Origin of the sequence: Bacillus sp. FSL K6-0993 (genome assembly GCF_037977205.1) — a bacterium.
In the GTDB taxonomy this organism is placed as follows: Bacteria; Bacillota; Bacilli; order Bacillales; family Bacillaceae; genus Bacillus; species Bacillus subtilis.
Genome location: NZ_CP150275.1, coordinates 956,805 through 983,604 on the forward strand (window position 1 = coordinate 956,805; position 26,800 = coordinate 983,604).

General features: G+C 44.3%; 24 protein-coding genes. 19 read left to right on the forward strand and 5 right to left on the reverse strand.

The annotated features are described in order from the left end of the window. Positions 1-90 precede the first annotated feature (90 nt). On the reverse strand, positions 91-294 hold the full coding sequence (gene cspB / locus MHH79_RS04985) for a cold shock-like protein CspB (RefSeq protein WP_003224086.1): 204 nt from the start codon (positions 292-294) through the stop codon (positions 91-93). 434 nt (positions 295-728) lie between these two features. Between cspB and MHH79_RS04990 the strand changes: the two genes are divergently transcribed. Then, a complete protein-coding gene (locus MHH79_RS04990; protein WP_063334941.1) occupies positions 729-1,559 on the forward strand; it encodes a MetQ/NlpA family ABC transporter substrate-binding protein in 831 nt (276 codons plus the stop codon). A 2-nt stretch (positions 1,560-1,561) separates the two neighbouring features. Here the strand turns inward: MHH79_RS04990 and dgcK are convergent, their stop codons facing one another. After that, the gene (gene dgcK / locus MHH79_RS04995; protein WP_063334942.1) at positions 1,562-2,641 is read right to left on the reverse strand and encodes a diguanylate cyclase DgcK; all 1,080 of its coding nucleotides are present in this window, start codon (positions 2,639-2,641) and stop codon (positions 1,562-1,564) included. Between the two features lie 172 nt (positions 2,642-2,813). Between dgcK and tcyP the strand changes: the two genes are divergently transcribed. Then, positions 2,814-4,205: an L-cystine transporter TcyP gene (tcyP, locus tag MHH79_RS05000; RefSeq protein WP_003244685.1), complete on the forward strand. Its 1,392-nt coding sequence runs from the start codon at positions 2,814-2,816 to the stop codon at positions 4,203-4,205. Between the two features lie 39 nt (positions 4,206-4,244). Here the strand turns inward: tcyP and MHH79_RS05005 are convergent, their stop codons facing one another. Continuing rightward, entirely contained in the window at positions 4,245-4,691 is a 447-nt protein-coding gene (locus MHH79_RS05005) for a hypothetical protein (RefSeq protein WP_063334943.1), read from the reverse strand. A gap of 149 nt (positions 4,692-4,840) precedes the next feature. Here MHH79_RS05005 and MHH79_RS05010 point away from each other — a divergent pair, with 149 nt between their 5' ends. Further along, positions 4,841-5,410 (forward strand): YhcN/YlaJ family sporulation lipoprotein, encoded by a 570-nt coding sequence (locus MHH79_RS05010; RefSeq protein WP_015383188.1) that lies wholly within the window; start codon positions 4,841-4,843, stop codon positions 5,408-5,410. Between the two features lie 120 nt (positions 5,411-5,530). Then, the gene (locus tag MHH79_RS05015) at positions 5,531-6,499 is read left to right on the forward strand and encodes a hypothetical protein (protein ID WP_032721219.1); all 969 of its coding nucleotides are present in this window, start codon (positions 5,531-5,533) and stop codon (positions 6,497-6,499) included. Here MHH79_RS05015 and MHH79_RS05020 read toward each other — a convergent pair. Then, positions 6,431-7,084: a spore coat protein gene (locus MHH79_RS05020; RefSeq protein WP_009966881.1), complete on the reverse strand. Its 654-nt coding sequence runs from the start codon at positions 7,082-7,084 to the stop codon at positions 6,431-6,433. The two genes, MHH79_RS05015 and MHH79_RS05020, sit on opposite strands and share 69 nt — an antisense overlap. An 82-nt stretch (positions 7,085-7,166) precedes the next feature. Here MHH79_RS05020 and yhcR point away from each other — a divergent pair, with 82 nt between their 5' ends. Beyond that, positions 7,167-10,823 carry an endonuclease YhcR gene (yhcR, locus tag MHH79_RS05025; RefSeq protein WP_340035021.1) on the forward strand — a complete coding sequence of 1,219 codons (3,657 nt, stop codon included), beginning with the start codon at positions 7,167-7,169 and terminating at the stop codon, positions 10,821-10,823. After that, a complete protein-coding gene (gene srtA / locus MHH79_RS05030) occupies positions 10,820-11,416 on the forward strand; it encodes a sortase SrtA (RefSeq protein ID WP_024572803.1) in 597 nt (198 codons plus the stop codon). The genes yhcR and srtA overlap by 4 nt, the downstream gene beginning before the upstream one ends. A gap of 29 nt (positions 11,417-11,445) precedes the next feature. Here the strand turns inward: srtA and MHH79_RS05035 are convergent, their stop codons facing one another. After that, the gene (locus tag MHH79_RS05035; protein WP_043857178.1) at positions 11,446-12,354 is read right to left on the reverse strand and encodes an RluA family pseudouridine synthase; all 909 of its coding nucleotides are present in this window, start codon (positions 12,352-12,354) and stop codon (positions 11,446-11,448) included. 110 nt (positions 12,355-12,464) lie between these two features. On the opposite strand from MHH79_RS05035, the gene MHH79_RS05040 reads away from it, so the two are divergent. The 13 genes from MHH79_RS05040 to yhdA all read left to right on the forward strand — a co-directional run bounded on the left by MHH79_RS05040 (position 12,465) and on the right by yhdA (position 26,798). Next, positions 12,465-12,860: a YhcU family protein gene (locus tag MHH79_RS05040; protein ID WP_063334946.1), complete on the forward strand. Its 396-nt coding sequence runs from the start codon at positions 12,465-12,467 to the stop codon at positions 12,858-12,860. Positions 12,861-12,997: 137 nt separating this feature from the next. Beyond that, positions 12,998-13,420, forward strand: coding sequence for a CBS domain-containing protein (locus MHH79_RS05045; RefSeq protein ID WP_003245462.1), 423 nt, complete (start codon positions 12,998-13,000; stop codon positions 13,418-13,420). 127 nt (positions 13,421-13,547) lie between these two features. Beyond that, the gene (locus MHH79_RS05050; RefSeq protein ID WP_063334947.1) at positions 13,548-14,210 is read left to right on the forward strand and encodes an HAD family hydrolase; all 663 of its coding nucleotides are present in this window, start codon (positions 13,548-13,550) and stop codon (positions 14,208-14,210) included. A gap of 15 nt (positions 14,211-14,225) precedes the next feature. Beyond that, positions 14,226-15,767 (forward strand): bifunctional GNAT family N-acetyltransferase/carbon-nitrogen hydrolase family protein, encoded by a 1,542-nt coding sequence (locus MHH79_RS05055; protein WP_003245514.1) that lies wholly within the window; start codon positions 14,226-14,228, stop codon positions 15,765-15,767. Between the two features lie 424 nt (positions 15,768-16,191). Next, the gene (locus tag MHH79_RS05060) at positions 16,192-17,544 is read left to right on the forward strand and encodes an aspartate aminotransferase family protein (RefSeq protein WP_080467284.1); all 1,353 of its coding nucleotides are present in this window, start codon (positions 16,192-16,194) and stop codon (positions 17,542-17,544) included. A 27-nt stretch (positions 17,545-17,571) separates the two neighbouring features. Beyond that, on the forward strand, positions 17,572-18,150 hold the full coding sequence (gene glpP, locus MHH79_RS05065) for a glycerol uptake operon antiterminator GlpP (RefSeq protein WP_003233388.1): 579 nt from the start codon (positions 17,572-17,574) through the stop codon (positions 18,148-18,150). A 178-nt stretch (positions 18,151-18,328) separates the two neighbouring features. Continuing rightward, positions 18,329-19,153, forward strand: a complete 825-nt coding sequence (gene glpF, locus MHH79_RS05070; protein ID WP_003233386.1) for a glycerol uptake facilitator protein GlpF — start codon at positions 18,329-18,331, stop codon at positions 19,151-19,153. Between the two features lie 18 nt (positions 19,154-19,171). Continuing rightward, the gene (gene glpK / locus MHH79_RS05075; RefSeq protein ID WP_003233384.1) at positions 19,172-20,662 is read left to right on the forward strand and encodes a glycerol kinase GlpK; all 1,491 of its coding nucleotides are present in this window, start codon (positions 19,172-19,174) and stop codon (positions 20,660-20,662) included. Between the two features lie 140 nt (positions 20,663-20,802). Continuing rightward, positions 20,803-22,470, forward strand: a complete 1,668-nt coding sequence (glpD, locus tag MHH79_RS05080; RefSeq protein ID WP_015383198.1) for a glycerol-3-phosphate dehydrogenase — start codon at positions 20,803-20,805, stop codon at positions 22,468-22,470. Positions 22,471-22,599: 129 nt separating this feature from the next. Next, positions 22,600-24,345, forward strand: coding sequence for a phosphoglucomutase (gene pgcA / locus MHH79_RS05085; protein WP_340035022.1), 1,746 nt, complete (start codon positions 22,600-22,602; stop codon positions 24,343-24,345). A 148-nt stretch (positions 24,346-24,493) separates the two neighbouring features. Next, positions 24,494-25,633, forward strand: a complete 1,140-nt coding sequence (gene yhcY / locus MHH79_RS05090) for a two-component system sensor histidine kinase YhcY (protein WP_063334950.1) — start codon at positions 24,494-24,496, stop codon at positions 25,631-25,633. Beyond that, a complete protein-coding gene (gene yhcZ, locus MHH79_RS05095; RefSeq protein ID WP_015383201.1) occupies positions 25,630-26,277 on the forward strand; it encodes a two-component system response regulator YhcZ in 648 nt (215 codons plus the stop codon). Before yhcY ends, yhcZ begins: the two co-directional genes overlap by 4 nt. Then, positions 26,274-26,798 carry an FMN-dependent NADPH-azoreductase gene (yhdA, locus tag MHH79_RS05100; RefSeq protein ID WP_063334951.1) on the forward strand — a complete coding sequence of 175 codons (525 nt, stop codon included), beginning with the start codon at positions 26,274-26,276 and terminating at the stop codon, positions 26,796-26,798. Before yhcZ ends, yhdA begins: the two co-directional genes overlap by 4 nt. Positions 26,799-26,800 lie beyond the last annotated feature (2 nt).

Sequence of the window (26,800 nt, forward strand, 5' to 3'; positions counted from 1 at the left end):
AAAGAAAGCTGTTTTGCTTATGCAAAACAGCTTTTTTGTCAAAATAAAAACTGCAGGTTTGCACCTGCAGTTTTTCATATCAATTTATGCTTACGCTTCTTTAGTAACGTTAGCAGCTTGTGGTCCGCGGTTTCCTTCAACGATTTCAAAAGAAACAGCTTGGCCTTCTTCTAAAGTTTTGAAGCCTTCGCCTTGAATAGCAGAGAAATGAACGAATACATCGTCTTGACCTTCTACTTCGATGAATCCGAAACCTTTTTCAGAGTTGAACCATTTTACTTTACCTTCTAACATGAAATTTCCTCCTAAAGCGATCATAACGCTTAAATTCACTATTCTTGCTCTTAACAAACTTTCAAGACGAAAACTCTTACAAAACTTTCTTCTTAAAGATAGTTCGAACAAAAATAATTACCTTTACTCTACCAGTAATCTTCAGAAAAAACAACTGCTTATTGAAACTTTTTTCGGAAAATACCATATTTATTTTTCAATTTGATATTTATTTGCGGAAATTCATCTGCTTTCTCGATATGTGATCATACGTTTGCCTTAGTATTCTTCATTTTGGGAAGATAGGTAATAGGAATTGACAACCTTATTGGATATGAGTAAGGTAAAAGTTAATCAATATGACAAATGACAACGTTTATCAACTAAGAGAGCGTATGATTTTTATGTCTGATATTGCTTGCATGCTCTAATACATAGATAGGAGTATGGTCACAATGAAAAAGTGGCTTATATGCAGTTTCGCCCTTGTTCTTCTCGTTTCATTTACTGCATGTTCACCGTCTGCAGAACATGAATCGATAAAAATCGGGATTGCTGAGTCTGACGGGGCAATATGGAACTATATTGCTCAAAAGGCTGAAGAGGCTGGGCTGGATATTCAACTGATCCCTTTTACTGATTATGCGGAGTCTGATATCGCACTTGCTAACAAAGAAATTGATGCCAACGCCTTTCAAACCATTTCATATTTTCAGTCGTTCACTCAAAAATACAAACTTAATTTGGCACCGCTCGGGACGACATACATAACGCCCGTGGGCATTTATTCAAAACGATATGACCGAATCCGAGATATACCGCGAGGAGCGGTCGTTTCTGTTCCGGATAAAGCGTTCGATTTTGGCAGGGCGCTTACGGTGCTCCAGGAAGCGGGTTTGCTAACGCTGAAAAACGGATTTAACGGAACAGGTTCAGTTGATATGATTAAAGATAATCCGAGACACCTGAAATTAAAAGCTGTCCGGCAACAGGATGCAGTGAGCGGTGCCGACGTGTTTGTCATGAAACCATCAGAAGCAAAAAAAGCGGGCCTGAACCCGAAAAAGCATACGCTAAAGAGCGGCGGACTCATGTCTGAGGAAGAGATGAATTTGATTGTTGTCAGAGCGGAGGATCAAGATCGGGAAGCGCTGCAAACCATTCTTGAGCTTTATCAAGCTGATGATACAGCGGCATTTATAGAAAAAGAATATCAGGGAGATCTTGTTCCCGCTTTTCTGCCTTTGAAACGTCTTTCAGATTGGAAGAATGAATTCGTACATTGAATTCATTCTTTTTTTTCTGAAAAACACACTCTGTTCCGTCCCGTTTCTTTCGCTTTGTAAAGCATTTGATCGGCAAGAATGGGCAAGGATCCTGGCAGTTCCGTATTATTGGGGTAATGAGCGGCCCCTAGTGATATCGTAACTGAAAGCTCTTCGCCGTTTGTTAATACAATCGGTGCATCACTTACAGTGCTCCTGATCCGTTCAGCGATCCGGGCTGCTTTATCAAGAGAACAGTTCGGCAGGAGCACGGCAAATTCTTCACCGCCGATCCGAGCGGCAGGATCAGTATTTCGGATGCTCTGCTTCAGACGTAACCCCAGCTCTTTGAGCACCTGATCTCCTTCATGATGGCCATATTGGTCATTGATGGTCTTAAAATGATCGATATCCATATAAATCAGTGCAAATTGAAAATGCGGGGTATCGGCCGCCTGCTGATACAGAGCTTTTGTGGTTTCTTCAAACTTTCTTCGGTTATACACGCCTGTTAAAAAGTCAAAGTGCGCCTGAAACTTATATTGTTTAAAAAGAAGATGTGCATTTGTTTCATGATCAATAATATATAAACTGAGCATGCCGCCCGCTATTGATATGATCCAAAAATACAAATGAAGTTCGTATGAATGTAAATCTATAAGAAAATAAAAGGAAAAGGAGATCAAGCTATTTGTGATGATTAAAAGATAGAAAGCATGTTTTAGTTGAACTTTTTTTCTTCTAGAAACAATGAGTGACGGAATGGCAGCGATACAAATGATAATAACCGAGTATAGTGCAGATGTGTTCATCGTAATCAGCAAGCGGCCTGCAGTGATCATGGCCAGAGCCGTTGCCGTTGAAACCCAGCCTCCATAAAGAGCGGCAATCATAATAGGGATATTTCGAAGATCAATAATTGAATGCTGATAGGTAAATCCAAAAACCATCAGAATAACCCCGAGCAAACCGCAGGCCAGTCCCTTAACAGCTTGAAAAGATATGCTGTCTTTTTTATGTACTAGCCTTTCTTTAAACAGGTGGGTGAAGAGATAATTAAATGTGATTAAAATGGTCAAATTTACAAACAGTTCTTTCAGCAAATATTATCACCCTTATATAAGGTACTAAAGATGGAAGGGAAAGAAAAGAACAAAAAAGGCATTATATAAGGTTTTTTTACTTGAATTGATAAGTTGAAATAATTCGCACTTGACCCATCGGAATTAGTGTAATATAGTAAATGAGAAAATTTGAAGGGAGAGTTTACCTGCTTTGGAGACTTTACTGGTTGTATTACATGTATTTATTTTATTTTTACTTATCTTAGGGCTCTTTGTTATGCAGAAAAAACATGTTTCCTTCTCTAAACGTGTATTTACTGCGCTGGGGCTGGGGATTGTATTCGGATTTGCGCTTCAGCTGATTTACGGCCCGACTTCAAATATAGTCATTCAAACAGCCGACTGGTTTAATATTGCCGGGGGCGGATATGTCAAATTGCTTCAGATGGTTGTCATGCCGCTCGTCTTTATTTCGATTCTCGGTGCATTTACAAAGCTGAAGCTGACAAAAAATCTTGGGAAAATCAGCGGTTTGATTATCGGGATTTTAGTAGCAACAACAGCAGTTGCTGCAGCTGTCGGTATCGCGTCCGCGCTTTCATTTGATCTGCAGGCGATTCAGGTTGACCAAGGAAGTACAGAGCTTTCACGGGGACAGGAGCTTCAGCAGAAATCAGAGGATATGACAGCGAAAACGCTGCCGCAGCAGATTGTTGAACTGCTGCCTGGAAACCCGTTTTTAGATTTTACGGGAGCTAGACCGACTTCAACGATCGCTGTCGTTATTTTTGCCGCTTTTCTTGGAGTGGCATTCCTCGGCGTAAAGCATAAACAGCCGGAACAGGCAGAAACATTTAAAAAACTGGTTGATGCCGTTTATGCCATTGTCATGCGTGTTGTCACACTCATTTTGAGACTGACGCCTTATGGGGTGCTGGCCATCATGACAAAAACAATTGCCACGAGTGATCTTGACAGCATTCTAAAACTGGGCATGTTCGTGATTGCATCATATGCCGCGTTAATCACTATGTTTATCATTCATTTGCTGCTGCTGACGTTCAGCGGCTTGAATCCGGTGATTTATTTGAAAAAAGCGGTGCCTGTACTTGTATTTGCATTTACGTCAAGGTCTAGCGCGGGTGCTTTACCGCTTAATATTAAAACACAGAGAAGCATGGGTGTACCGGAGGGAATCGCAAACTTTGCCGGTTCGTTCGGTCTTTCGATCGGCCAAAATGGATGTGCCGGCATTTACCCTGCGATGCTGGCGATGATGATTGCTCCGACTGTCGGCCAAAATCCATTTGACCCGGTGTTTATTATCACTGTTATCGCAGTCGTTGCCATCAGCTCCTTCGGTGTTGCCGGAGTCGGCGGCGGAGCGACATTCGCGGCGCTTCTTGTTTTATCATCATTAAACATGCCTGTCGCGCTCGCAGGTTTATTAATCTCAATTGAACCGTTAATCGACATGGGGCGTACTGCTTTGAATGTCAGCGGAAGCATGACATCCGGTCTTATTACAAGTAAGGTCACGAAGGAAATTGATCAAGGGGCATTTCATGATCAATCCAGAGTGATTGAAGCTGAAGAAGCGTAACATATGAAAACGTGTAATCCAACAGGATTACACGTTTTTTTAACGGCCGGGTTCTAAGTCCTCAAGCATTTCCATCATCGTGTTGTCGTCCATGACATTCATTGCGCTTTGTTCAAAATGAATGGGTTCAGCATAATGCGGCTGTCTTTTTTTCGCGGCTGTCTCAGTTTGCCTAGTTTGAGACTGTGTATGCTGATTCTGTGGTTGCTGCTGTCCTGCGTGCTGGTGCTGACGGCCATTTTGCCGCTGGCTTTGATGTTGCGAACGGTCTTGGTTATCACCGCTGCTTCCGCTAAATGCTTGTTTGACCATGTTTCCTACATTAGAAGCATCAAACGTGCTATTTTCTGAATTTCGTCTGTTCATTTGTCCTGTGATAAACCCGCTGATTCTTTGGCGGATCTGAGGTGATAATGCAGCAATAAGCATAGTTGATCCTATGATCAATGCTGCGGGGCTGATTCCTCTTCGCTGGTTGAACAACATGATCCCTCCTTTGCAGTGTATTCATATTTTCCCCCTCGTTAGACAAATTAACCGTTATATTTCCCGGGAAAGCATTTCCTCCAGATTTGCATGCATAATTAAAGCCAGTTAGAAAAACCTATAAGTAAAGTGATAAAGGAGGAATTCACATGTTTGGAAAAAAACAAGTCCTTGCGTCTATGCTTCTTATCCCTTTGCTTATGACTGGCTGCGGTGTGGCCGACCAAGGTGAGGGCAGACGTGATAATAATGATGTAAGAAACGTAAATTATCGAAATCCGGCCAATGACGATATGCGCAATGTAAACAATCGGGATAACGTTGACAACAATGTTAATGATAATGTCAATAACAATCGTGTAAATGACGATAATAACAACGACCGAAAACTTGAGGTTGCTGATGAAGCAGCTGATAAAGTAACAGACCTAAAAGAAGTAAAGCATGCCGATATCATTGTGGCTGGAAATCAAGCCTACGTTGCAGTCGTTTTAACCAATGGAAATAAAGGTGCAGTAGAAGACAATTTGAAGAAAAAAATAGCCAAAAAGGTAAGATCTACTGACAAAAACATTGATAATGTTTACGTTTCAGCTAACCCTGATTTTGTAGAGCGTATGCAAGGATATGGAAAGCGTATTCAAAATGGTGACCCAATCGCCGGATTATTTGATGAATTTACACAAACTGTACAGCGCGTATTCCCTAACGCTGAATAAATGAAAAAAGCCGCACAATTTGTGCGGCTTTTTCTTTGCGTTAATGACACACTGCGAACTCAGGCTGCATAGAGTAAAAATAAAAAGGTACAAGACGGACCGGCTCAGGGAGGGAGACGTTTGCGGGATGGCATAGGAAAGCGTGCGGCATCCGCTCTATTCCTGTGCGGAGTCCTTGTGATGCTGGCTGTAAGCTCAGCCATCGTATCAAGCGCGATGTATATCCTGTCTTTTCCAGGTCAGGCATCTGGAATAACAAAAGAACAAGTGACGAAGCACATGAAGAAAGAGTCATTCAAACAGGCCGATATTTATTACACTTCTAAGGAAAAGTCCTTACTGCCATTGACGAAAGAAACGCTTGAATATGCGGTCAGTATTAATCAGATTATGATTGGATATTCGAATCAAAAGCCTATTGACATTATTTTTTTTCCTAATGAAAAACAGATGGAGGCTTACTCCGGTTTATTGGATGTAGTTGGTTTTTATTCTGAACGGGAGCAGCTGATCGGATTGTTGCCTGAAGAGAAAAAGAAACTGTTAGAAGGGGACGAGGTAGCGGTTTATTTGTACCAGAGATTGTTGATTCATGAATACTCGCACCATGCGTTTCACCAGAAATTGAAGGAGCTTGAGACGGATCCCGATGAGTTTCCGTTATGGTTTCATGAAGGGTTAAGCGAGTGGATTGCGAACTATGAATTGCTCATAGATCCGATCACGTTTTCTGTCGTGCCCTTTGACCGTTTGCAGACTGATCGAGACTGGCAGGAAGCCAGAGCCGAATATGACACTGATGTCTATTTGCAAAGCTTTTATATGATCGATGAGCTGACGGACAAATACGGGAAAGACATTATTTCAGAAATGATTAAGGAAACGGCAAAAAAAGGGGACTTTGAAAAAGGGTTTAAATCAGCAACAAAGGAAAGTCTTGATCAATTTGAAAAAGATTTTAAGAAAAAATTTGAAAAAAACAGTGCGGCATTGGATAGTATCTATCCAATGCCTTTGTTATTAGTGAAGTCCTTGCTGACCCATTCCGCCTTGTGTTGGAGGCATTTGTCCTTGGGCAGGGGCGAATGAATTTCTCAGCTGTTCCATATCCTGCGCATCAAGCTGAGGAACCTGGTAATAGCCGTGTTTGTTTTGGTATAGGAAAATTTCAAATGCCATTTCAACATACTCCTGAATTTGCGCAGACAGTACGCGTCTTACGGCCGGATTTGTCATTTCCAGAGAAGCCATCGTCAGCATAGAAGCTTGTGCTTTAATCGCGCAAAGCATTTGTCGGCTGATGATGCTGTCATCAATATCATTCATGGATTGAACAGGTTTTTTAGGCTGTGACGGCTGCATGCCGTAAACAGTCTGGTTGTCTTCCTTCATCATATAAGTTGCTGTTTTTTGTGAAGGTTCGCTTCCTGTTTTGAAGCATTCTGCAGTTATATTGTATTGAGATGTGATGAATTGATGTTGACGATCAAGGATGTTTAGTAATTCTTGATCCTTACAGAATTGTCTCAGCATCATAAACTGATCAAGCACAGTAAGTGTTCCGGAAAGCACCTCATGCATATCAAACATTTCATGTCCGCCGTGGTTTTTATGCGGTTTGCCAGGAATACCTTTGTTCATTTGGGATTGCTGCTGCTGATTGAACTGATCCAAACCGAATTCCTCCTTTTTTTTCAGATCAGCTGTATTTTGTGTCAGTCTGCCGCTTATTATGCAGAAGCCTGAAAGGTATTATATGCTGTCTGTCGAAATGATAGACAGACAAAGTCATTGTCATTATGTGTATATTAAGGGAGGAAATATAATGAGGCGTATTCTGCATATTGTGTTGATCACGGCATTGATGTTCTTAAATGTAATGTACACGTGCGAAGCTGTAAAAGCAGCTGAACCGCAGCAGCCTATATCAGTTGAGAAGGCAATACAGCAAAAAGAAGGACAGGCGCTTGTCGAAGGATATGCAGTCGGCCAGGCTGTTTCCCCACAGCATTATAAGCTGACAAGCCCTTTTTCAAATGATTATAATGTCGCGCTGGCAGACCGTAAAAACGAGACATCGCCCGAACACATCCTTCCTGTGCAAATCCCCTCCGCCTTCAGAAGCCAATTTGGGCTGCAAACCAATCCGCTTCTTCTTGGGAAAAAGATAACGGTTCAAGGAAAGCTTGAAAATTACTTTAACACGACAGGACTTAAAAACGTTCAGTCGATGAACGTAACCGATGACACGAAAACTCCGCCGGCTGAACAGCCAGTGACCATAAATGAAGCACGGGGAAGGCTGAATGAAGAAGTAACGATAAAAGGGATCATTACAGCTGATCAAAACGCAATCGGAGGCGGGAAGCTGTCGACCTTTTTGCAAGATGAAACCGGAGGCATTAACATTTATTCGCCATCCCCTGAACAATTTCCCGAATTAAAAGAGGGTATGGATGTCACGGTGACAGGGAAAATCACGTCTTACCAGGGGCTGAAAGAAATCGTTCCAAGCTCATCAGGCATCAAAATCAACCAGTCAAACCAATCCCTCCCCGCCCCCAAACACTTAACAATCAATGAACTCATTAACGGCAGCCTAGGTGATCAGTATGAAGGACGCCTTGTGAAACTAACTGCTTTTGTTTCCTCAATTCCAAGTTCTCCTGCCGGCGGCGGTTACAATGTAACAATGATTGATGACGACCATCATGCAATGACGCTCCGGGTTATGAATGAAACAGGGGTGATAGACGAGCTTGATGAGGGCAAATGGTATGACTTTACCGGTGTGTTAAGCAGGTACCAAACCTTTCAGCTGTTTCCGCGAAAATCGGCTGACCTGAAGCTGCTTGAAGAGCAGCCTGCACCTCCGTCTGCGGAGGGAGAATATGAAGGGATTGTTGACCGGGTAGTTGACGGCGATACCATTCATCTTAAATCTCCGGTGCTTGGAACGACAAAAATCCGGTTTGTAAATGTAGATACACCCGAAACATATCACACACCAAAAAATGACGCAGATGAAAATCAATTAAGATTTGGCAAAAAAGCATCTGACTATCTAAAAACGGTTCTGTCCCCGGGTGATAAAATTACTGTCAAGGTCGGAAGTGAAGCCAAGGACAGCTATGGCAGATTGCTCGGACAAGTCATAACCGAATCAGGTTCAAACGTGAACTTAGAGCTTGTGAAAAATGGCTATGCTCCGACGTATTTTATTTGGCCGGTTGACAATGAAGAGGATTATCAGCAGTTTCAGGCCGCAGTAGCCGCTGCAAAAAAAGGCCAAAAAGGAATCTGGAATGAAAACGATCCGCTCATGGAAATGCCGTTTGAATTCAGAGCCAGAGAGCAAGGGAAAGGCTTGACAAGATATGTAGGGGATTCGTCGAATCAAACATATGTCCAGCCAGCTGACTGGAAGAAGGTAGCTGTGGAAAACAGAATTTTCTTCGCTTCAGCAAGTGAAGCGGAGAGCGCGGGATATAAAAAAAGGCAAACGGCACCTCAAGAACATGTGCCGCTTAGAATTCTCAGCATGAATGATTTGCATGGCAAAATCGATCAGCAATATGAGCTTGATCTTGATGGAAATGGAACTGCAGACGGCACGTTTGGACGCATGGATTATGCCGCCGCATATTTAAAAGAAAAAAAGGCTGAAAAGAAAAACTCGCTGATTGTGCACGCTGGAGATATGATTGGCGGAAGCTCTCCAGTTTCCTCTCTTCTTCAGGATGAACCGACTGTAGAACTGATGGAGGACATCGGATTTGATGTCGGAACCGTGGGAAACCACGAATTTGATGAAGGCACGGATGAACTGCTGAGGATCTTAAATGGCGGTGATCATCCGAAAGGCACAAGCGGATATGATGGACAGAACTTTCCCCTTGTATGTGCCAATTGTAAAATGAAATCAACTGGAGAGCCCTTTTTGCCGGCTTATGACATCATAAATGTGGAGGGCGTACCCGTTGCTTTTATCGGGGTTGTCACACAGTCGGCAGCTGGCATGGTTATGCCTGAAGGAATAAAAAATATCGAGTTTACAGATGAAGCAACAGCGGTGAATAAGGCGGCCAAAGAGCTGAAGAAAAAAGGCGTGAAGGCCATCGCGGTTCTCGCACATATGTCAGCTGAACAAAACGGCAACGCCATTTCCGGTGAGTCTGCTGATCTTGCAAACAAAACAGATTCTGAAATTGACGTGATTTTTGCCGCGCATAATCATAAGGTTGTTAACGGTGAAGTGAATGGAAAACTGATTGTTCAAGCGTTTGAATATGGAAAAGCGATAGGTGTCGTTGATGTAGAGATCGATAAAACGACAAAAGACATTGTCAAAAAGTCCGCGGAAATCGTATATGTTGATCAAAGTAAAATCGAACCGGATGTCAGCGCGTCAGCCATTTTAAAGAGATACGAAACAATTGCGGAACCGATTATCAGCGAGGTAGTCGGCGAAGCTGCTGTTGATATGGAAGGGGGGTATTCAAATGACGGCGATACACCTCTTGGAAACCTGATTGCGGATGGTATGAAAGCTGCCATGAAAACGGATTTTGCCCTTATGAATGGCGGCGGCATACGTGAAGCGCTGAAGAAGGGCCCGATTACGTGGGGAGATCTTTACAATATTCAGCCGTTTGGAAATGTGTTAACGAAGCTTGAGATTAAAGGAAAAGATTTAAGAGAGATTATCAATGCTCAAATCTCACCGGTTTTTGGGCCTGACTACAGCATCAGCGGGTTTACGTATACGTGGGATAAAGAAACCGGAAAAGCAGTTGATTTGAAAATGGCAGATGGCACCGAGATCCAGCCCGATGCCACATATACATTGACCGTCAACAACTTTATGGCGACGGCGACAGGAACCAAATATCAGCCAATCGGACTGCTGGGAAAAAATCCGGTGACAGGGCCTGAGGATTTGGAAGCGACAGTTGAGTACGTGAAGAGTTTTGATGAGCCAATTGCGTATACAAAAGAGGGAAGAATTAAGCTTGCTGAAGCCAGTGATATTGAAGACCCTGTAACAGAAGACCCGATTACGGAAGAGCCTGGAGATGATCCGGGGACGGAGGATCCGATTAAAGAGGATCCAAGGCCAGGTGAAGATTTGCCTGATATAAAAGAAACTCCGGGAACAGCACCGGTTCATCAGCTGCTGCCTTCAGCCATTTCGAGATTCAATGAAATACCAATCAACAACACAAAAACCGCTGATACTGCTAATAGCATCAGCACATTGCCGTTACAAACCGAGACTGCGGAAAGCGGGTCTGAGCATCCGCTTCCGGATACGTCAGCGGGCTACTATAACTTTATGGTAATCGGTGCGGCGGTGACATTGTCAGGAACTTATCTATATGTCAGAAGAAAAAGGAGCGCCTCCAGAACGTGAAAAAAGTTATTCCACTATTCATCATTGCTGCCGGCCTAGTGATCGCAGGCTATGGAGGCTTTAAATTGATCGATACGAATATGAAAACGGAACAGACATTAAAAGAAGCAAAACTGGCGGCTGAAAAGCCGCAGGAACCTTTGGGGACGAAAAATAGCACAGATCAAGCAAAGAACAAAGCATCATTTAAGCCTGAGACCGGCCAAGCGAGCGGCATTTTGGAAATACCGAAAATCAATGCAGAGCTTCCGATCGTGGAGGGCACCGATGCTGATGATTTAGAAAAAGGTGTCGGGCATTACAAGGACAGCTATTATCCTGATGAAAACGGACAAATTGTGCTGTCAGGGCATCGAGATACCGTGTTTCGCCGGACGGGAGAGCTGGAAAAGGGGGATCAGCTCCGTCTTCTCCTGTCATATGGAGAATTCACATATGAAATTGTAAAAACAAAAATTGTCGATAAGGATGACACATCTATTATCACGCTCCAACATGAAAAGGAAGAGCTGATTCTGACGACCTGCTATCCGTTTTCATACGTCGGAAATGCCCCGAAACGCTATATTATATATGGAAAACGAGTGACTTAAAAAGCCGAGGCAGTGCCTGCGGCTTTTCTTCATGAAAAATATGTGCGGCAAAGGTTTTCCATATCAGCAGGAAAAGGGGCTTCAGCAACAATGAGCTCGTCTGTTATGGGGTGAACCGCTTGTACTTTATTGGCGTGCAGTGCCTGCCTGTTTAGCAGCTTGCTCCCGCCTCCGTAAAGCGAGTCTCCTGTCAACGGATGTCCGAGGCTCGCCAGATGAACACGGATTTGGTGTGTTCTTCCTGTTTCCAGCTCTAATTCAACGAGCGACAGCCGTTCTTTCGCATTGCTGGCCATTACCTTGAAATGAGTGACGGCTGTTTGCCCGCCTGGTGAAACCCGGCGTCTTGTCGGGTGTGATCGGTCTCTGCCGATCGGTGAATTAATTGTCCCTTTTTTCGTCCGTAGCTTACCTTCAGCGATGGCGGTATACGTACGCTTCAGCGTCTTTTTCTCTAACTGCTGGTCTAAGATGGCGTGCGCCAAACGATGCTTGGCAAAAACGATAGCGCCAGATGTATCCTGATCAAGACGATGGACGTGGCGTACCTTACATGTTTCGCCATTTATCTGATAATGATACGCGATCAAATTAGCCAGTGTGCCGGTTTGCCCATCCTCATTCGGATGCGTCGCTATGCCAGCGGGTTTATTGACGATGAGCATGTGATTGTCCTCAAATAAAATATCAAGCTCGCCATACTCCGGAATGACCGAAGATGCTTCACTTTCCTGAAGATCAATGAACACGCGGTCTCCCTTTTTTACAATCATATTGTTTAAGACGGATTCGTGATTGACCTTTATCTGTTGATGGGACATCCAGTCTTGTATCACTGGTTTAGAAGCTTTGAGCGCTGTTTTGAGTACGGAAAACAGCCATTGGCCGTCCTGTTTTTCATTGATGAGGATCTCAAGCCCTCTGCCTTTTTGGTTCATGTTAAATGGCTCCTTTTTGAAGCGGAAGGCTGCTGTTTCTCATAGGAAACACTTACCTTAGCTTTCGCGTTTTTTTCTGTGCTATTCTTGAGTAAGACTTAGGATATTCGATGGCAAGAAAGGTGATTGACGTGAGAATTGTGAACGCAGCAACTGCAGAACAGGAGAGCTTTATCAAGGAGCTGTCTATGGAGCTGATCCATGGTGTATTTCCTCTTTATTTCTCCGAACTGGACATTCAGCGCTTTAAAAAGAAAGGCGTTCTGTCTTTAAATAACCATTATTACCAAGGAACATTAAAAGAAGCATTTCAAATTATGGCTTGTCTGCAAATGATACATATTATCCTGACCAAGCCTTCGCCGCACTTTGATTTGAGTGATCAGGCGATTTTTGAAAAAAACAGCAAGATGCTGAATGATCTTGGGATTTATTTTCCGTTTGCTTTTTCTGACTTTCAAAAGAAGACTAACAAAGCCTTTTTCGGTCAAAGAAGGCTGATATAATCATGCGGCAAGAGCTTTTCTGTTTTTAGAAAAGCTCTTTTTTGTATCAGAGAAATCATATCATAAAACCTTTCCTCTAACTCCCTTTTTAAACGGCTCGTGTCTGAACATACTAATGATTGAAAGGGGTGCTGACAATGAGTTCAGTTAAAGATACAATGACAACGCAGGTGGCAACCGTTTCTCCGAATCAAACGATTCAGGAAGCGGCTTCTCTAATGAAACAGCATAACGTCGGGGCGATCCCCGTTGTAGAGCAAGGTGTTTTAAAAGGAATGCTGACTGACCGTGACATTGCATTAAGAACTACAGCTCAGGGCCGTGATGGCCAGACACCCGTTTCAGAAGTGATGTCAACAGAACTCGTATCAGGAAACCCTAATATGAGTCTGGAAGACGCGTCGCAGCTGATGGCCCAGCACCAAATCCGCCGCCTTCCTATTGTAGATCAAAACAATCTAGTCGGGATCGTTGCGCTTGGAGACCTGGCAGTCAATCAGATGTCGAACGAGTCTGCGGGATCAGCGCTGACAAACATTTCTCACCAAAACATTCATTAATAAGAAAGAGCTTGCAGTGTGCAGGCTCTTTCTTCACATAAAACCTTACTTTTTGAAAGCAGATTTGTTTCGGGGTATAGTTGAGTGTATACATATGTCTCAATTCGGACTAAAGGAGTTGTACCCAGTGATTAAAGCGTTAATTTTTGATTTTGACGGGCTTATTCTAGATACAGAAACACACGAATATGAGGTTCTTCAGGAAATATTTGAAGAGCACGGCTCAGTGCTGCCGCTATCTGTCTGGGGGAAGGTCATCGGAACTGCTGCGGGTTTCCGGCCTTTTGAATATTTAGAAGAGCAGATCGGGAAAAAACTGAACCATGAAGAGCTCACAAAATTGAGAAGAGAGCGGTTCGCCAAACGCATGGAAACAGAAAAAGCGAGACCTGGTGTCGAAGCGTATTTAAATGCGGCAAAGGATTTAGGCTTAAAAATAGGCCTTGCCTCCAGCTCTGATTATAAATGGGTGTCCGGCCATTTGAAGCAAATCGGCCTGTTTGATGATTTTGAAGTTATTCAAACGGCGGATGATGTGGAAGAGGTGAAGCCGAATCCTGAACTCTATTTATTGGCGGCAAAAAACCTCGGGGTATCGCCAGCGGAATGTCTCGCGTTTGAGGATTCTGTCAATGGTTCGATTGCTGCGAAACGTGCAGGCATGAAGTGTGTCATTGTCCCGAATAAAGTAACGGGTACCTTGATGTTTGAAGACTATGATCACAGGCTTGAATCAATGGCGGAGATGGAGCTCGCCCTATTGCTTGATCATCTGAACTCACAAAACTAGAAAGGAGCGAGTAGGTTGTCTGAGAAATTAGATTTGACCCGGTTTGAAAAGAAAATGGTTATCCGCAATATCGAAGAAAAAGACATCGACAAGATTATCGATCTTCAAAAGGACTGCTTTCCAGGAATGGAGCCTTGGAAGCGGGAGCATTTAATCAGCCATTTGGAGCATTTTCCAGAAGGGCAGTTTTGTGCAGAATTCGAAGGTGAAATTATCGGTTCGTGCTCAAGTCTCCTGATTAACTTTGATGAATATGATGATCGCCATACGTGGCAGGACATTACAGATGACGGTTATATCACCAACCATAATCCTGACGGCTTGAATATGTACGGAATTGAAGTCATGGTGCACCCGAAATACAGACGAATGAAGATCGGCCACCGTTTGTACGAGGCGAGAAAGGACTTAGCCAGACGCTTAAACTTGAAAAGCATCATCATAGGCGGACGGATTCCAAACTATCACAAATATGCAGAGGAAATGACAGCGAGAGAGTATGTTGAACAGGTGACACGCCACCAAATTTACGATCCGGTTCTTTCTTTTCAGCTGATGAACGGCTTTACCCTTATGCGAATTAACCCGAACTATCTCCCAGATGATACAGCTTCGATCAAGTATGCGACGCTGATGGAATGGAATAATGTCGATTATCTACCGCAGCAGACAAAACGCTATTATAAATCGGCGTTCCCTGTTAGAATTTGTGTGATCCAATACGAAATGAAGAAAATTTATTCCTTTGAGGAATTTGCGAATCAAGTAGAATACTATGTCGATGTTGCTTCCGACGCAAGATCTGATTTTGCGGTGTTCCCGGAAATTTTCACAACCCAGCTGATGTCTTTCCTTGAGGAACGGTCACCGAGCTTGGCGGTGCAGAGAATTACTGAGTATACAGAAGATTACATCAGCCTGTTTACTGACTTGGCTGTGAAGTATAACGTCAACATTATCGGCGGATCTCATTTCGTCGAAGAGGAAGGCAAGATCTATAATATCGCTTACCTGTTCAGACGGGACGGAACAATCGAAAAGCAATACAAACTCCATATTACGCCGAATGAACGCAAATGGTGGGGGATCAGCGCAGGAGACCAGGTTCGCGTGTTTGATACGGACTGCGGAAAAATCGCGATCCAGATCTGTTATGACATTGAATTTCCTGAGCTTGCCCGTATTGCGGCTGATAAAGGAGCCAAAATCATCTTTACGCCATTTTGTACAGAAGACCGTCAAGGCTATCTGCGTGTCAGATACTGTTCGCAGGCTAGAGCGGTTGAAAATCAAATTTATACGGTTATCTCGGGAACGGTTGGAAACCTTCCGCAAACGGAAAACATGGATATCCAATACGCCCAGTCAGGCATCTTTGCCCCGTCTGATTTTGAATTCGCCCGAGACGGCATTGTCGGCGAAACAAACCCGAATATTGAAATGGTCGTCATCGGCGATGTTGACCTGGAAATTCTCAGAAGACAGCGCCAAAACGGTACAGTGCGCCAGCTAAAAGACAGACGGCGTGATATTTATCATATTCAATATAAAAAATAATCCCGAAAAAACCCGCCTGCATTGGCGGGTTTTTTTAAACAAAAGCGGAATTGTTTAGGTTTTCTTTAAATTAAAAGTAAATTGTATAGTGGAAAAGAAGGTGCCTTATGGAGTTTCTGTATTTTCGCCATTTCCTATATCATACAGAAAACGGCTAGGCTTCACATTGCTATTGCAATGGCTGTCCAAGTCGTTTCGAGTGCGACCTTTATCAGTACGATGCTGAGCATTGTCACTTTGCCTGTTTTGCTTTGGATGCTGCATCCTCTTTCTTCTTGAGAAAGAGGATGTTTTATTATTTACACGGTTTATTGACTCTGACCCGGTCTGGCTTTATATTGAAGGCAGGGAAATCATCACCAAGACATCACATAAAGAGAAGGTCTGTTTCAATTGAATTGGCATTATAGGGAACGCTAATGAAATGGAGATGATGGGGATGGAAAACATTCAGCAAAATCAGGGATTAAAGCAAAAAGATGAGCAATTTGTGTGGCATGCCATGAAGGGAGCGCATCAAGCGGACAGCCTGATAGCCCAGAAGGCCGAAGGGGCATGGGTAACCGACATAGACGGACGCCGCTATTTGGATGCGATGTCCGGTTTGTGGTGCGTCAACATTGGTTACGGCAGAAAGGAGCTTGCGGAGGCTGCCTATGAGCAACTAAAGGAGCTGCCTTACTACCCGTTAACGCAAAGTCACGCACCCGCAATTCAACTGGCGGAAAAGCTGAATGAATGGCTTGGCGGCGATTATGTTATCTTTTTTTCCAACAGCGGATCGGAAGCAAACGAAACTGCTTTTAAAATTGCCCGCCAGTACCATCTGCAAAACGGCGACCACAGCCGTTATAAATTCATCTCAAGATATCGGGCATACCACGGCAATACATTGGGAGCGCTCTCAGCTACCGGACAGGCGCAGCGCAAATATAAATACGAGCCTTTGAGCCAAGGATTTCTGCATGTAGCTCCGCCAGATATATACCGGAATCCTGATGATGCAGACACGCTTGAAAGCGCAAATGAAATCGACCGCATCATGACATGGGAATTAAGCGAAACGATTGCCGGGGTCATTATGGAGCCCATCATTACAGGCGGGGGCATCCTAATGCCGCCGGACGGATATATGAAAAAGGTGGAGGACATTTGCCGGCGCCACGGAGCCCTTTTGATTTGCGATGAAGTGATCTGCGGGTTTGGACGGACAGGCGAGCCGTTCGGGTTTATGCACTACGGTGTGAGGCCTGATATCATTACGATGGCAAAGGGAATCACAAGCGCGTATCTGCCATTGTCAGCGACTGCTGTTAAACGGGACATTTTCGAAGCGTATCAGGGGGAAGCTCCTTATGACCGTTTCCGCCACGTGAACACGTTCGGCGGAAGCCCGGCTGCCTGTGCCTTGGCGTTGAAAAACCTGCAAATTATGGAGGACGAACAGCTGATTCAGCGATCCCGCGATCTTGGAGCAAAGCTTTTAGGTGAGCTTCAAGCTCTGAGAGAACACCCGGCAGTCGGGGATGTTAGAGGAAAAGGGCTGCTGATCGGAATCGAACTCGTCAAAGATAAATTGACTAAAGAGCCGGCTGATGCTGCCAAAGTAAACCAAGTGGTTGCGGCATGCAAAGAAAAAGGGCTGATCATCGGCAAAAACGGCGATACAGTCGCCGGTTACAACAACGTCATCCAGCTCGCGCCGCCATTTTGCCTGACAGAAGAGGACCTTTCCTTTATCGTGAAAACGGTGAAAGAAAGCTTTCAAACGATATAATATAAAAGTGATTTATTAAAGGAGAACATGATGAGTTTTCACAACCAGCCGATCTTACCGGCTATTCGCAATATGAAGCAATTTGATGAGTTTTTGAACAGTTCGTTCTCTTACGGTGTTATTCTTGATATTCATCTCGGCCAGCTGAAGGGCGTGATCAAAGAAGCGCAAAAGCACGGAAAGAACATGATGGTGCACGTCGATCTCATTCAAGGGATTAAGCATGACGAATACGGTGCGGAATTTATATGTCAGGATATCAAGCCCGCTGGGATTATTTCCACAAGATCGAACGTGATTGCCAAAGCGAAGCAGAAGAAAATTTATGCCATTCAGCGCCTGTTTTTGCTTGATACAAGCGCGATGGAGAAAAGCATGGAGTTTATCGGCAAGCATAAGCCTGACTTCATCGAAGTGCTTCCCGGCATCGTTCCGTCACTCATTCAGGAAATAAAAGAGAAAACAGGGATTCCCATCTTTGCCGGGGGTTTCATCCGTACGGAAGAGGATGTAGAGCAGGCATTGAAAGCGGGGGCTGTAGCTGTCACAACATCTAATACCAAATTGTGGAAAAAATATGAAAACTTTTTGACGGAAAGTGATTGACACCGCTTTCATGCACTGATACAATTGCACTAGGTTAATACATTGTGATGGAGAACTCGGAGACCACAGCAGCTCTTTACGGCAAATGTTTATGCACCCGTAAAGCGGTTTGTTGTGGTTTTTTTATTCTCTTCTTCTCTATCATGCTTTTTAATCGTGACTTTAGGAGGAATGTGCTATGACAGCATTTTGGGGAGAAGTCATCGGTACGATGCTGCTTATCATTTTTGGTGCAGGTGTTTGTGCAGGTGTCAATTTAAAGAAATCGCTTTCATTCCAGTCTGGCTGGATTGTTGTTGTATTTGGATGGGGATTGGGTGTTGCCATGGCGGCATACGCGGTTGGCGGCATCAGCGGCGCCCATTTGAATCCGGCGCTAACGATAGCGCTTGCATTTGTAGGAGATTTTCCTTGGAAAGAGGTTCCGGTTTATATTGCGGCGCAAATGATCGGAGCGATCATCGGTGCGGTGATTATTTATCTGCATTACCTCCCGCACTGGAAGTCAACGGATGATCCCGCTGCCAAGCTGGGTGTTTTCTCAACAGGGCCCAGCATTCCGCATACATTTGCAAACGTTTTAAGCGAAGTGATTGGGACATTTGTCCTTGTGCTTGGAATCTTGGCCATTGGGGCAAATCAATTTACAGAAGGACTTAATCCTTTAATCGTCGGTTTCCTCATTGTAGCAATCGGTATTTCTCTGGGAGGCACCACCGGCTATGCTATCAATCCTGCACGTGACTTAGGTCCGCGGATAGCCCACGCTTTTCTTCCGATTCCGGGGAAGGGCTCATCAAACTGGAAATACGCATGGGTTCCGGTAGTCGGCCCGATTTTAGGCGGATCATTCGGCGGCGTATTTTACAACGCTGCATTTAAAGGGCACATCACAAGCAGCTTCTGGATTGTAAGCGTTATATTGGTTGTGGTATTGTTAGGACTCTATGTGTATACGAAATCACATTCAGCTAAAACATTATCAAATTCAAAATATATTTAATCAAAGGGGAGACATCTTATGGAAACGTACATTTTATCCTTAGATCAGGGGACGACAAGTTCAAGAGCGATTCTGTTTAATAAAGAAGGCAAGATCGTTCACTCTGCTCAAAAGGAATTTACACAATACTTCCCGCATCCTGGCTGGGTTGAGCATAATGCCAATGAAATTTGGGGCTCTGTCCTCGCGGTTATTGCCTCAGTCATCTCTGAATCAGGAATCAGCGCTTCTCAAATTGCCGGCATCGGCATCACGAACCAGCGCGAGACGACGGTTGTGTGGGATAAAGATACAGGAAGTCCTGTCTATAATGCAATCGTTTGGCAGTCCAGACAGACGTCCGGCATTTGTGAGGAACTTCGTGAAAAAGGATATAATGATAAATTCAGAGAAAAAACCGGGCTTTTAATCGATCCATACTTCTCCGGCACGAAGGTGAAGTGGATTTTAGACAATGTGGAAGGCGCAAGAGAAAAAGCGGAAAAAGGCGAGCTGCTGTTTGGAACGATTGATACGTGGCTCATTTGGAAAATGTCAGGCGGAAAAGCGCATGTGACCGATTACTCCAATGCCTCAAGAACACTGATGTTTAATATTTACGATTTAAAATGGGACGATGAACTGCTCGACATTCTAGGCGTACCGAAATCCATGCTCCCTGAAGTGAAGCCGTCTTCCCATGTGTATGCGGAGACTGTTGATTATCACTTCTTCGGAAAAAATATTCCGATTGCGGGAGCGGCAGGAGACCAGCAGTCCGCATTGTTCGGCCAGGCATGCTTTGAAGAAGGCATGGGGAAAAACACATACGGCACTGGATGTTTCATGCTGATGAATACCGGGGAAAAAGCAATTAAGTCCGAACATGGGCTTTTGACAACAATTGCTTGGGGCATTGACGGAAAAGTGAACTATGCGTTAGAAGGAAGCATTTTTGTCGCTGGCTCTGCCATCCAGTGGCTTAGAGACGGATTGAGAATGTTCCAGGACTCTTCGCTTAGCGAATCATATGCAGAGAAAGTGGATTCAACTGACGGCGTATATGTCGTTCCGGCCTTTGTCGGACTGGGAACGCCTTACTGGGACAGCGATGTGCGCGGTTCGGTTTTCGGCCTGACAAGAGGGACAACAAAAGAGCACTTTATCCGTGCGACACTGGAGTCATTGGCTTATCAGACAAAAGATGTGCTTGACGCAATGGAAGCAGATTCAAACATTTCATTAAAGACGCTTCGTGTAGACGGAGGAGCTGTAAAAAACAATTTCCTAATGCAGTTCCAAGGAGACCTGTTGAATGTTCCTGTGGAGCGTCCGGAAATTAATGAAACGACTGCACTTGGCGCGGCTTATTTGGCAGGTATCGCTGTGGGATTCTGGAAGGACCGTTCTGAAATCGCGAACCAGTGGAATCTGGATAAACGGTTTGAACCTGAATTAGAAGAAGAAAAACGAAATGAGCTGTATAAAGGCTGGCAAAAAGCCGTGAAAGCAGCTATGGCTTTTAAATAAAGTAATACTATGGTATAATGGTTACAAGTTAATAAGAACGGTCCTGAGATGAGGAGAGACCACAGCACCAAAGTGTAAGCATGCACTTTGGCTGTTGTGGTCTCTTTTTCTATTTACCGTGACAACAAGGAGGAAACGTAATGATGAAACATCAATTTTCAAGTCTTGAAAGAGATCGCATGCTGACAGACATGACGAAAAAAACATATGACCTATTTATTATCGGAGGAGGAATTACAGGAGCCGGAACAGCTCTTGACGCGGCATCAAGGGGAATGAAGGTCGCACTAAGCGAAATGCAGGACTTTGCGGCGGGAACATCAAGCCGATCAACGAAGCTGGTACATGGCGGCTTGCGCTATTTAAAACAATTTGAAGTGAAAATGGTCGCTGAGGTAGGAAAAGAGCGGGCGATTGTGTATGAAAACGGCCCGCATGTCACTACACCGGAATGGATGCTGCTTCCGTTTCATAAAGGCGGCACATTCGGTTCATTTACAACATCTATCGGGTTAAGAGTTTATGACTTCCTTGCAGGTGTGAAAAAGTCAGAACGAAGAAGCATGCTTTCAGCAAAAGAAACGCTGCAAAAAGAGCCTTTGGTGAAAAAAGACGGCTTAAAAGGCGGCGGGTATTATGTGGAATACCGCACTGACGATGCGAGACTGACCATCGAAGTCATGAAGGAAGCGGTGAAATTCGGGGCAGAGCCTGTGAATTACTCCAAAGTGAAGGAGCTTCTTTACGAAAAAGGCAAAGCCGTCGGCGTATTAATTGAAGATGTGCTGACAAAGAAAGAATATAAAGTGTATGCGAAAAAAATTGTCAATGCTACAGGCCCTTGGGTCGATCAGCTCAGAGAAAAAGACCATTCGAAAAACGGAAAGCATTTGCAGCATACAAAAGGCATTCACCTTGTATTTGACCAGTCTGTCTTTCCGCTGAAACAGGCTGTATATTTCGATACACCTGATGGCCGGATGGTATTTGCGATTCCTCGTGAAGGCAAAACATACGTGGGAACAACAGACACTGTTTACAAAGAGGCGCTGGAGCATCCTCGGATGACAACGGAGGATCGTGATTATGTCATCAAATCAATCAATTACATGTTCCCGGAACTGAATATCACTGCGAATGACATCGAATCCAGCTGGGCGGGGCTGCGTCCGCTGATTCATGAAGAAGGCAAAGATCCTTCTGAAATTTCACGGAAAGACGAGATTTGGACATCTGACTCAGGCCTGATCACCATTGCCGGCGGAAAACTGACTGGATACAGAAAAATGGCGGAGCACATCGTTGATCTTGTCCGTGATCGCTTAAAAGAAGAGGGCGAAAAGGATTTTGGACCATGTAAAACGAAAAACATGCCAATCTCTGGCGGGCACGTCGGCGGTTCGAAAAATCTCATGTCCTTCGTTACCACGAAAACAAAAGAAGGAATTGCAGCCGGTTTATCAGAAAAAGACGCAAAACAGCTGGCGATCAGATACGGCTCTAACGTAGATCGCGTCTTTGACCGGGTAGAAGCGCTGAAAGATGAAGCCGCGAAACGCAACATTCCGGTTCATATTCTTGCTGAGGCAGAATACAGTATAGAAGAAGAGATGACTGCAACCCCTGCTGACTTCTTTGTCCGCAGAACGGGACGTTTATTTTTTGATATCAATTGGGTAAGAACATATAAAGATGCCGTTATTGATTTTATGAGCGAGCGATTCCAATGGGATGAGCAGGCGAAAAACAAACATACAGAAAACCTCAACAAGCTTTTACACGATGCGGTCGTACCGCTTGAGCAATAAATCATAACGGGCTGTCTGCAGCCCGTTATTTCTTTATACGTGGAAAGGGCCAGATCTCAGGTTATCAAGTGACAGAGGCACCCGCTTCATATAAAATAATGGCATAAGCTGATACATAGGAGGACGAATATGACTTGGAGAAAGAGCTATGAACGCTGGAAACAGACAGAACATTTAGATCCGGAATTAAAAGAGCGCCTTATTGAATTAGAGGGAGATGAACAGGCCCTTGAGGACTGTTTCTATAAAGACCTTGAATTCGGTACCGGCGGAATGCGCGGGGAAATCGGCGCCGGGACAAATCGGATGAATATTTACACTGTGCGCAAAGCATCGGCCGGGTTTGCGGCATACATCTCGAAGCAAGGTGAGGAAGCGAAAAAACGGGGCGTTGTCATTGCTTATGATTCCCGCCATAAATCTCCGGAGTTCGCGATGGAAGCGGCAAAAACACTTGCGACACAAGGCATCCAAACATACGTGTTTGATGAGCTTCGCCCGACGCCAGAGCTGTCATTCGCTGTCAGACAGCTGAACGCTTATGGTGGAATTGTGGTAACGGCAAGCCATAACCCGCCTGAATATAACGGCTACAAAGTATATGGGGATGATGGCGGTCAGCTGCCTCCAAAGGAAGCGGACATTGTCATTGAGCAGGTAAACGCGATTGAAAATGAGCTGACGATCACAGTAGACGAAGAAAATAAGTTAAAAGAAAAAGGCTTAATTAAAATCATCGGTGAAGATATTGATAAAGTTTATACAGAAAAACTGGCGTCGATTTCTGTACATCCTGAATTATCGGAAGAAGTAGATGTAAAGGTTGTTTTCACACCGCTGCATGGAACTGCAAATAAACCGGTCAGACGCGGTCTTGAAGCACTCGGCTACAAAAATGTAACGGTTGTCAAAGAACAGGAACTGCCGGATTCAAACTTCTCCACTGTTACATCGCCGAACCCGGAAGAGCATGCGGCATTCGAATATGCCATTAAGCTTGGGGAGGAGCAGAATGCAGATATTCTCATCGCCACAGACCCTGATGCTGACCGCCTCGGCATCGCGGTGAAAAACGATCAAGGCAAATATACAGTGCTGACAGGAAACCAAACCGGAGCGCTGCTGCTTCATTACCTGCTTTCTGAAAAGAAAAAACAAGGCATCCTGCCTGATAACGGTGTTGTTCTCAAAACGATCGTCACAAGCGAAATCGGCCGTGCTGTAGCTTCTTCATTCGGCCTTGATACGATTGATACGCTGACAGGCTTTAAGTTTATCGGTGAAAAGATCAAGGAATACGATGCATCAGGCCAGTATACCTTCCAATTTGGTTATGAAGAGAGCTACGGTTATTTAATCGGGGATTTTGCCCGCGATAAGGACGCCATTCAGGCTGCGCTTTTGGCAGTTGAAGTTTGCGCGTTCTATAAAAAACAGGGAATGTCTTTGTATGAGGCGCTCATCAATCTCTTTAACGAGTATGGTTTTTATCGTGAAGGGCTGAAATCCCTGACGCTGAAAGGCAAACAAGGAGCAGAGCAAATTGAAGCGATTCTTGCTTCCTTCAGACAAAATCCACCGCAGAAAATGGCGGGCAAACAGGTTGTCACAGCAGAAGATTACGCTGTAAGCAAACGGACGCTTCTGACTGAAAACAAAGAAGAAGCCATCGACTTGCCAAAATCAAATGTATTGAAATACTTCCTGGAAGACGGGTCTTGGTTCTGTCTTCGTCCTTCTGGAACTGAGCCGAAGGTGAAATTTTATTTCGCCGTAAAAGGGTCATCTTTGGAAGACAGTGAACAGCGTCTTGCCTTCCTTTCTGAAGATGTAATGAAGACGGTGGATGAAATTGTTGAGTCGACAGCAAAATAATTCAAGTATGAGCTGGGTCATTGTAAATGATCCGGCTTTTTCTTTTTCTCATCCAAAAGTCTGAAAGAAAATCATCCTACAAGTGAAGTAATGAAATACAAAAAACTGGTATAATCTTAAATACAAGATCAATGCCGGAGTGAGAAACGTGAGCAAAACGAGGATGGAAAAATTAAAAACGCTTAAAATGATTGCGGAAACCTTAAATCAAGGGCACGATATCAAAGCAACACTGGATGAGGTTTTAAAAGAGTTGCTGAGTCTGACAAACCTTCAATCCGGATGGATTTTTCTGATCGAAGAAGATGGAACTTATACGTTAGCGGCCGACGCGTATCTGCCTCCGGCTTTAAGCCGCAAGGAAAAAGTGCTGATGTGCGAAGGGGAGTGTTACTGCCTGACGAAATTCAATAACGGAGGGCTTAGAAAGGCTGCAAATATCATGAACTGCAAACGCATCGAATCAGCAGAAAACCTGCATTGTTTTGACACAGAAGGGATTACGCATCATGCAACTGTGCCTTTAGAAGATGGGGACAGAAGATTCGGATTGTTAAATGTAGCGGCGGCCGGAAAAACCATGTTTGATGAGGAAGAGCTGCATTTACTCGAGTCTGTCGCCTTTCAGATCGGAACGGCAATTCAGCGTATGAGACTTTCTGAATATCAACAAAAAAATGCTCTTTTAATGGAGCGTAACCGCCTCGCTCAGGAGCTTCACGATTCAGTCAATCAAATGCTGTTTTCCGTCAGTTTAACTGCCAAAGCTGCGAAGACACTAACAAAAGATGAGAATTTACAGCAGATGATTGATTTCATCCAAAACCTATCACAGGACGCGCTCGCAGAAATGAAAGCGTTAATTTGGCAGCTTCGCCCCGGAGGATTGGAAAAAGGGCTGGCTGAAGCCATTAAAAGCTATGGTGCGCTCATTGGATTGAAGATCATTTTTACACAAAAAGGCTGTCCTGTTCTGACTGATGAGCAGGAGCATATGCTATGGCGTGTCGTACAGGAAGCTTTAAATAACTGCAAAAAGCATGCTGGAACGGATACGGCGTATGTTAGTCTGACTGCTTCTTTGTGCCATGCGGAGCTGGATATCATCGATCATGGGGCAGGATTTCGCTATGAAGCGCATGCCGGTCTGCCTTCACTTGGCATCAAGGGTATGAAAGAACGGGCGGAAAAAGCCGGCGCTAAGTTTTGGATTGAGTCAGCGCTTGGAACTGGAACAAAGCTGTCCATCAGGCTTCCGCTAAAAAGCCGAAAAGGAGGGGCGGTATGAAAATTGTCATTGCTGATGATCATCATGTTGTCAGAAAGGGTCTGCGTTTTTTCTTTGCCACCCAGGATGATATTGAAGTTGTCGGAGAAGCTGCAACCGGATTAGAAGCACTCCGTGTCATCGAAGAGACAAAGCCGGATCTTGTGCTAATGGATCTGTCTATGCCCGAGATGGACGGCATTCAAGCCATTAAAAAAGCAATACAGCAATTCCCGGAGACGAATATCATTGTGCTGACGAGCTACTCTGATCAGGAGCACGTCATCCCCGCGCTTCGGGCAGGCGCGAAGGCGTATCAATTAAAGGATACGGAGCCCGAGGAATTGGTGAAAACACTAAGACAAGTGCATGCTGGCGAATACAAGCTTTCTACAGCTATTATGCCCCATGTGCTGACACATATGAAAAATCAGCACGACCCGGAAAAAGAAAAATACTATCAATTAACAAGAAGGGAAAAAGATGTTCTGACTGAAATAGCGAACGGGAAAAGCAATAAAGAAATCGCAGCAGCCTTGTTTATTTCAGAAAAAACAGTAAAAACCCATGTATCGAATCTTTTAGCAAAACTTGAAGTGGCTGATCGTACGCAAGCAGCGCTTTTCGCAGTGAAATATAACCTGAATGGAGAGATCTCGAAATGAACATGTTAGTCATAAATGGCACGCCTAGAAAACATGGCAGGACAAGAATTGCAGCATCCTATATTTCAGCACTGTATCACACGGATTTGATTGATCTAAGTGAGTTTGTATTGCCGATTTTTAACGGTGAAGCGGATCAATCTGAACTGTTGAAGGTACAGGAGCTTAAACAACGCGTTACTAAAGCGGAAGCGATTGTATTATTATCGCCTGAATATCATAGCGGCATGAGCGGTGCTTTAAAAAATGCCTTGGATTTTCTAAGCAGCGAACAATTCAAATATAAGCCCGTTGCATTATTGGCAGTAGCGGGAGGCGGAAAAGGCGGCATCAATGCGCTGAACAATATGAGAACTGTGATGCGGGGTGTCTACGCCAATGTCATCCCGAAGCAGCTGGTGCTTGATCCGGTGCATATTGATGTTGAAAATGCTACAGTGGCTGAAAACATTAAGGAAAGCTTAAAAGAGCTTGTCGAAGAACTCAGTATGTTCGCAAAAGCAGGAAATCCCGGCGTCTAAAC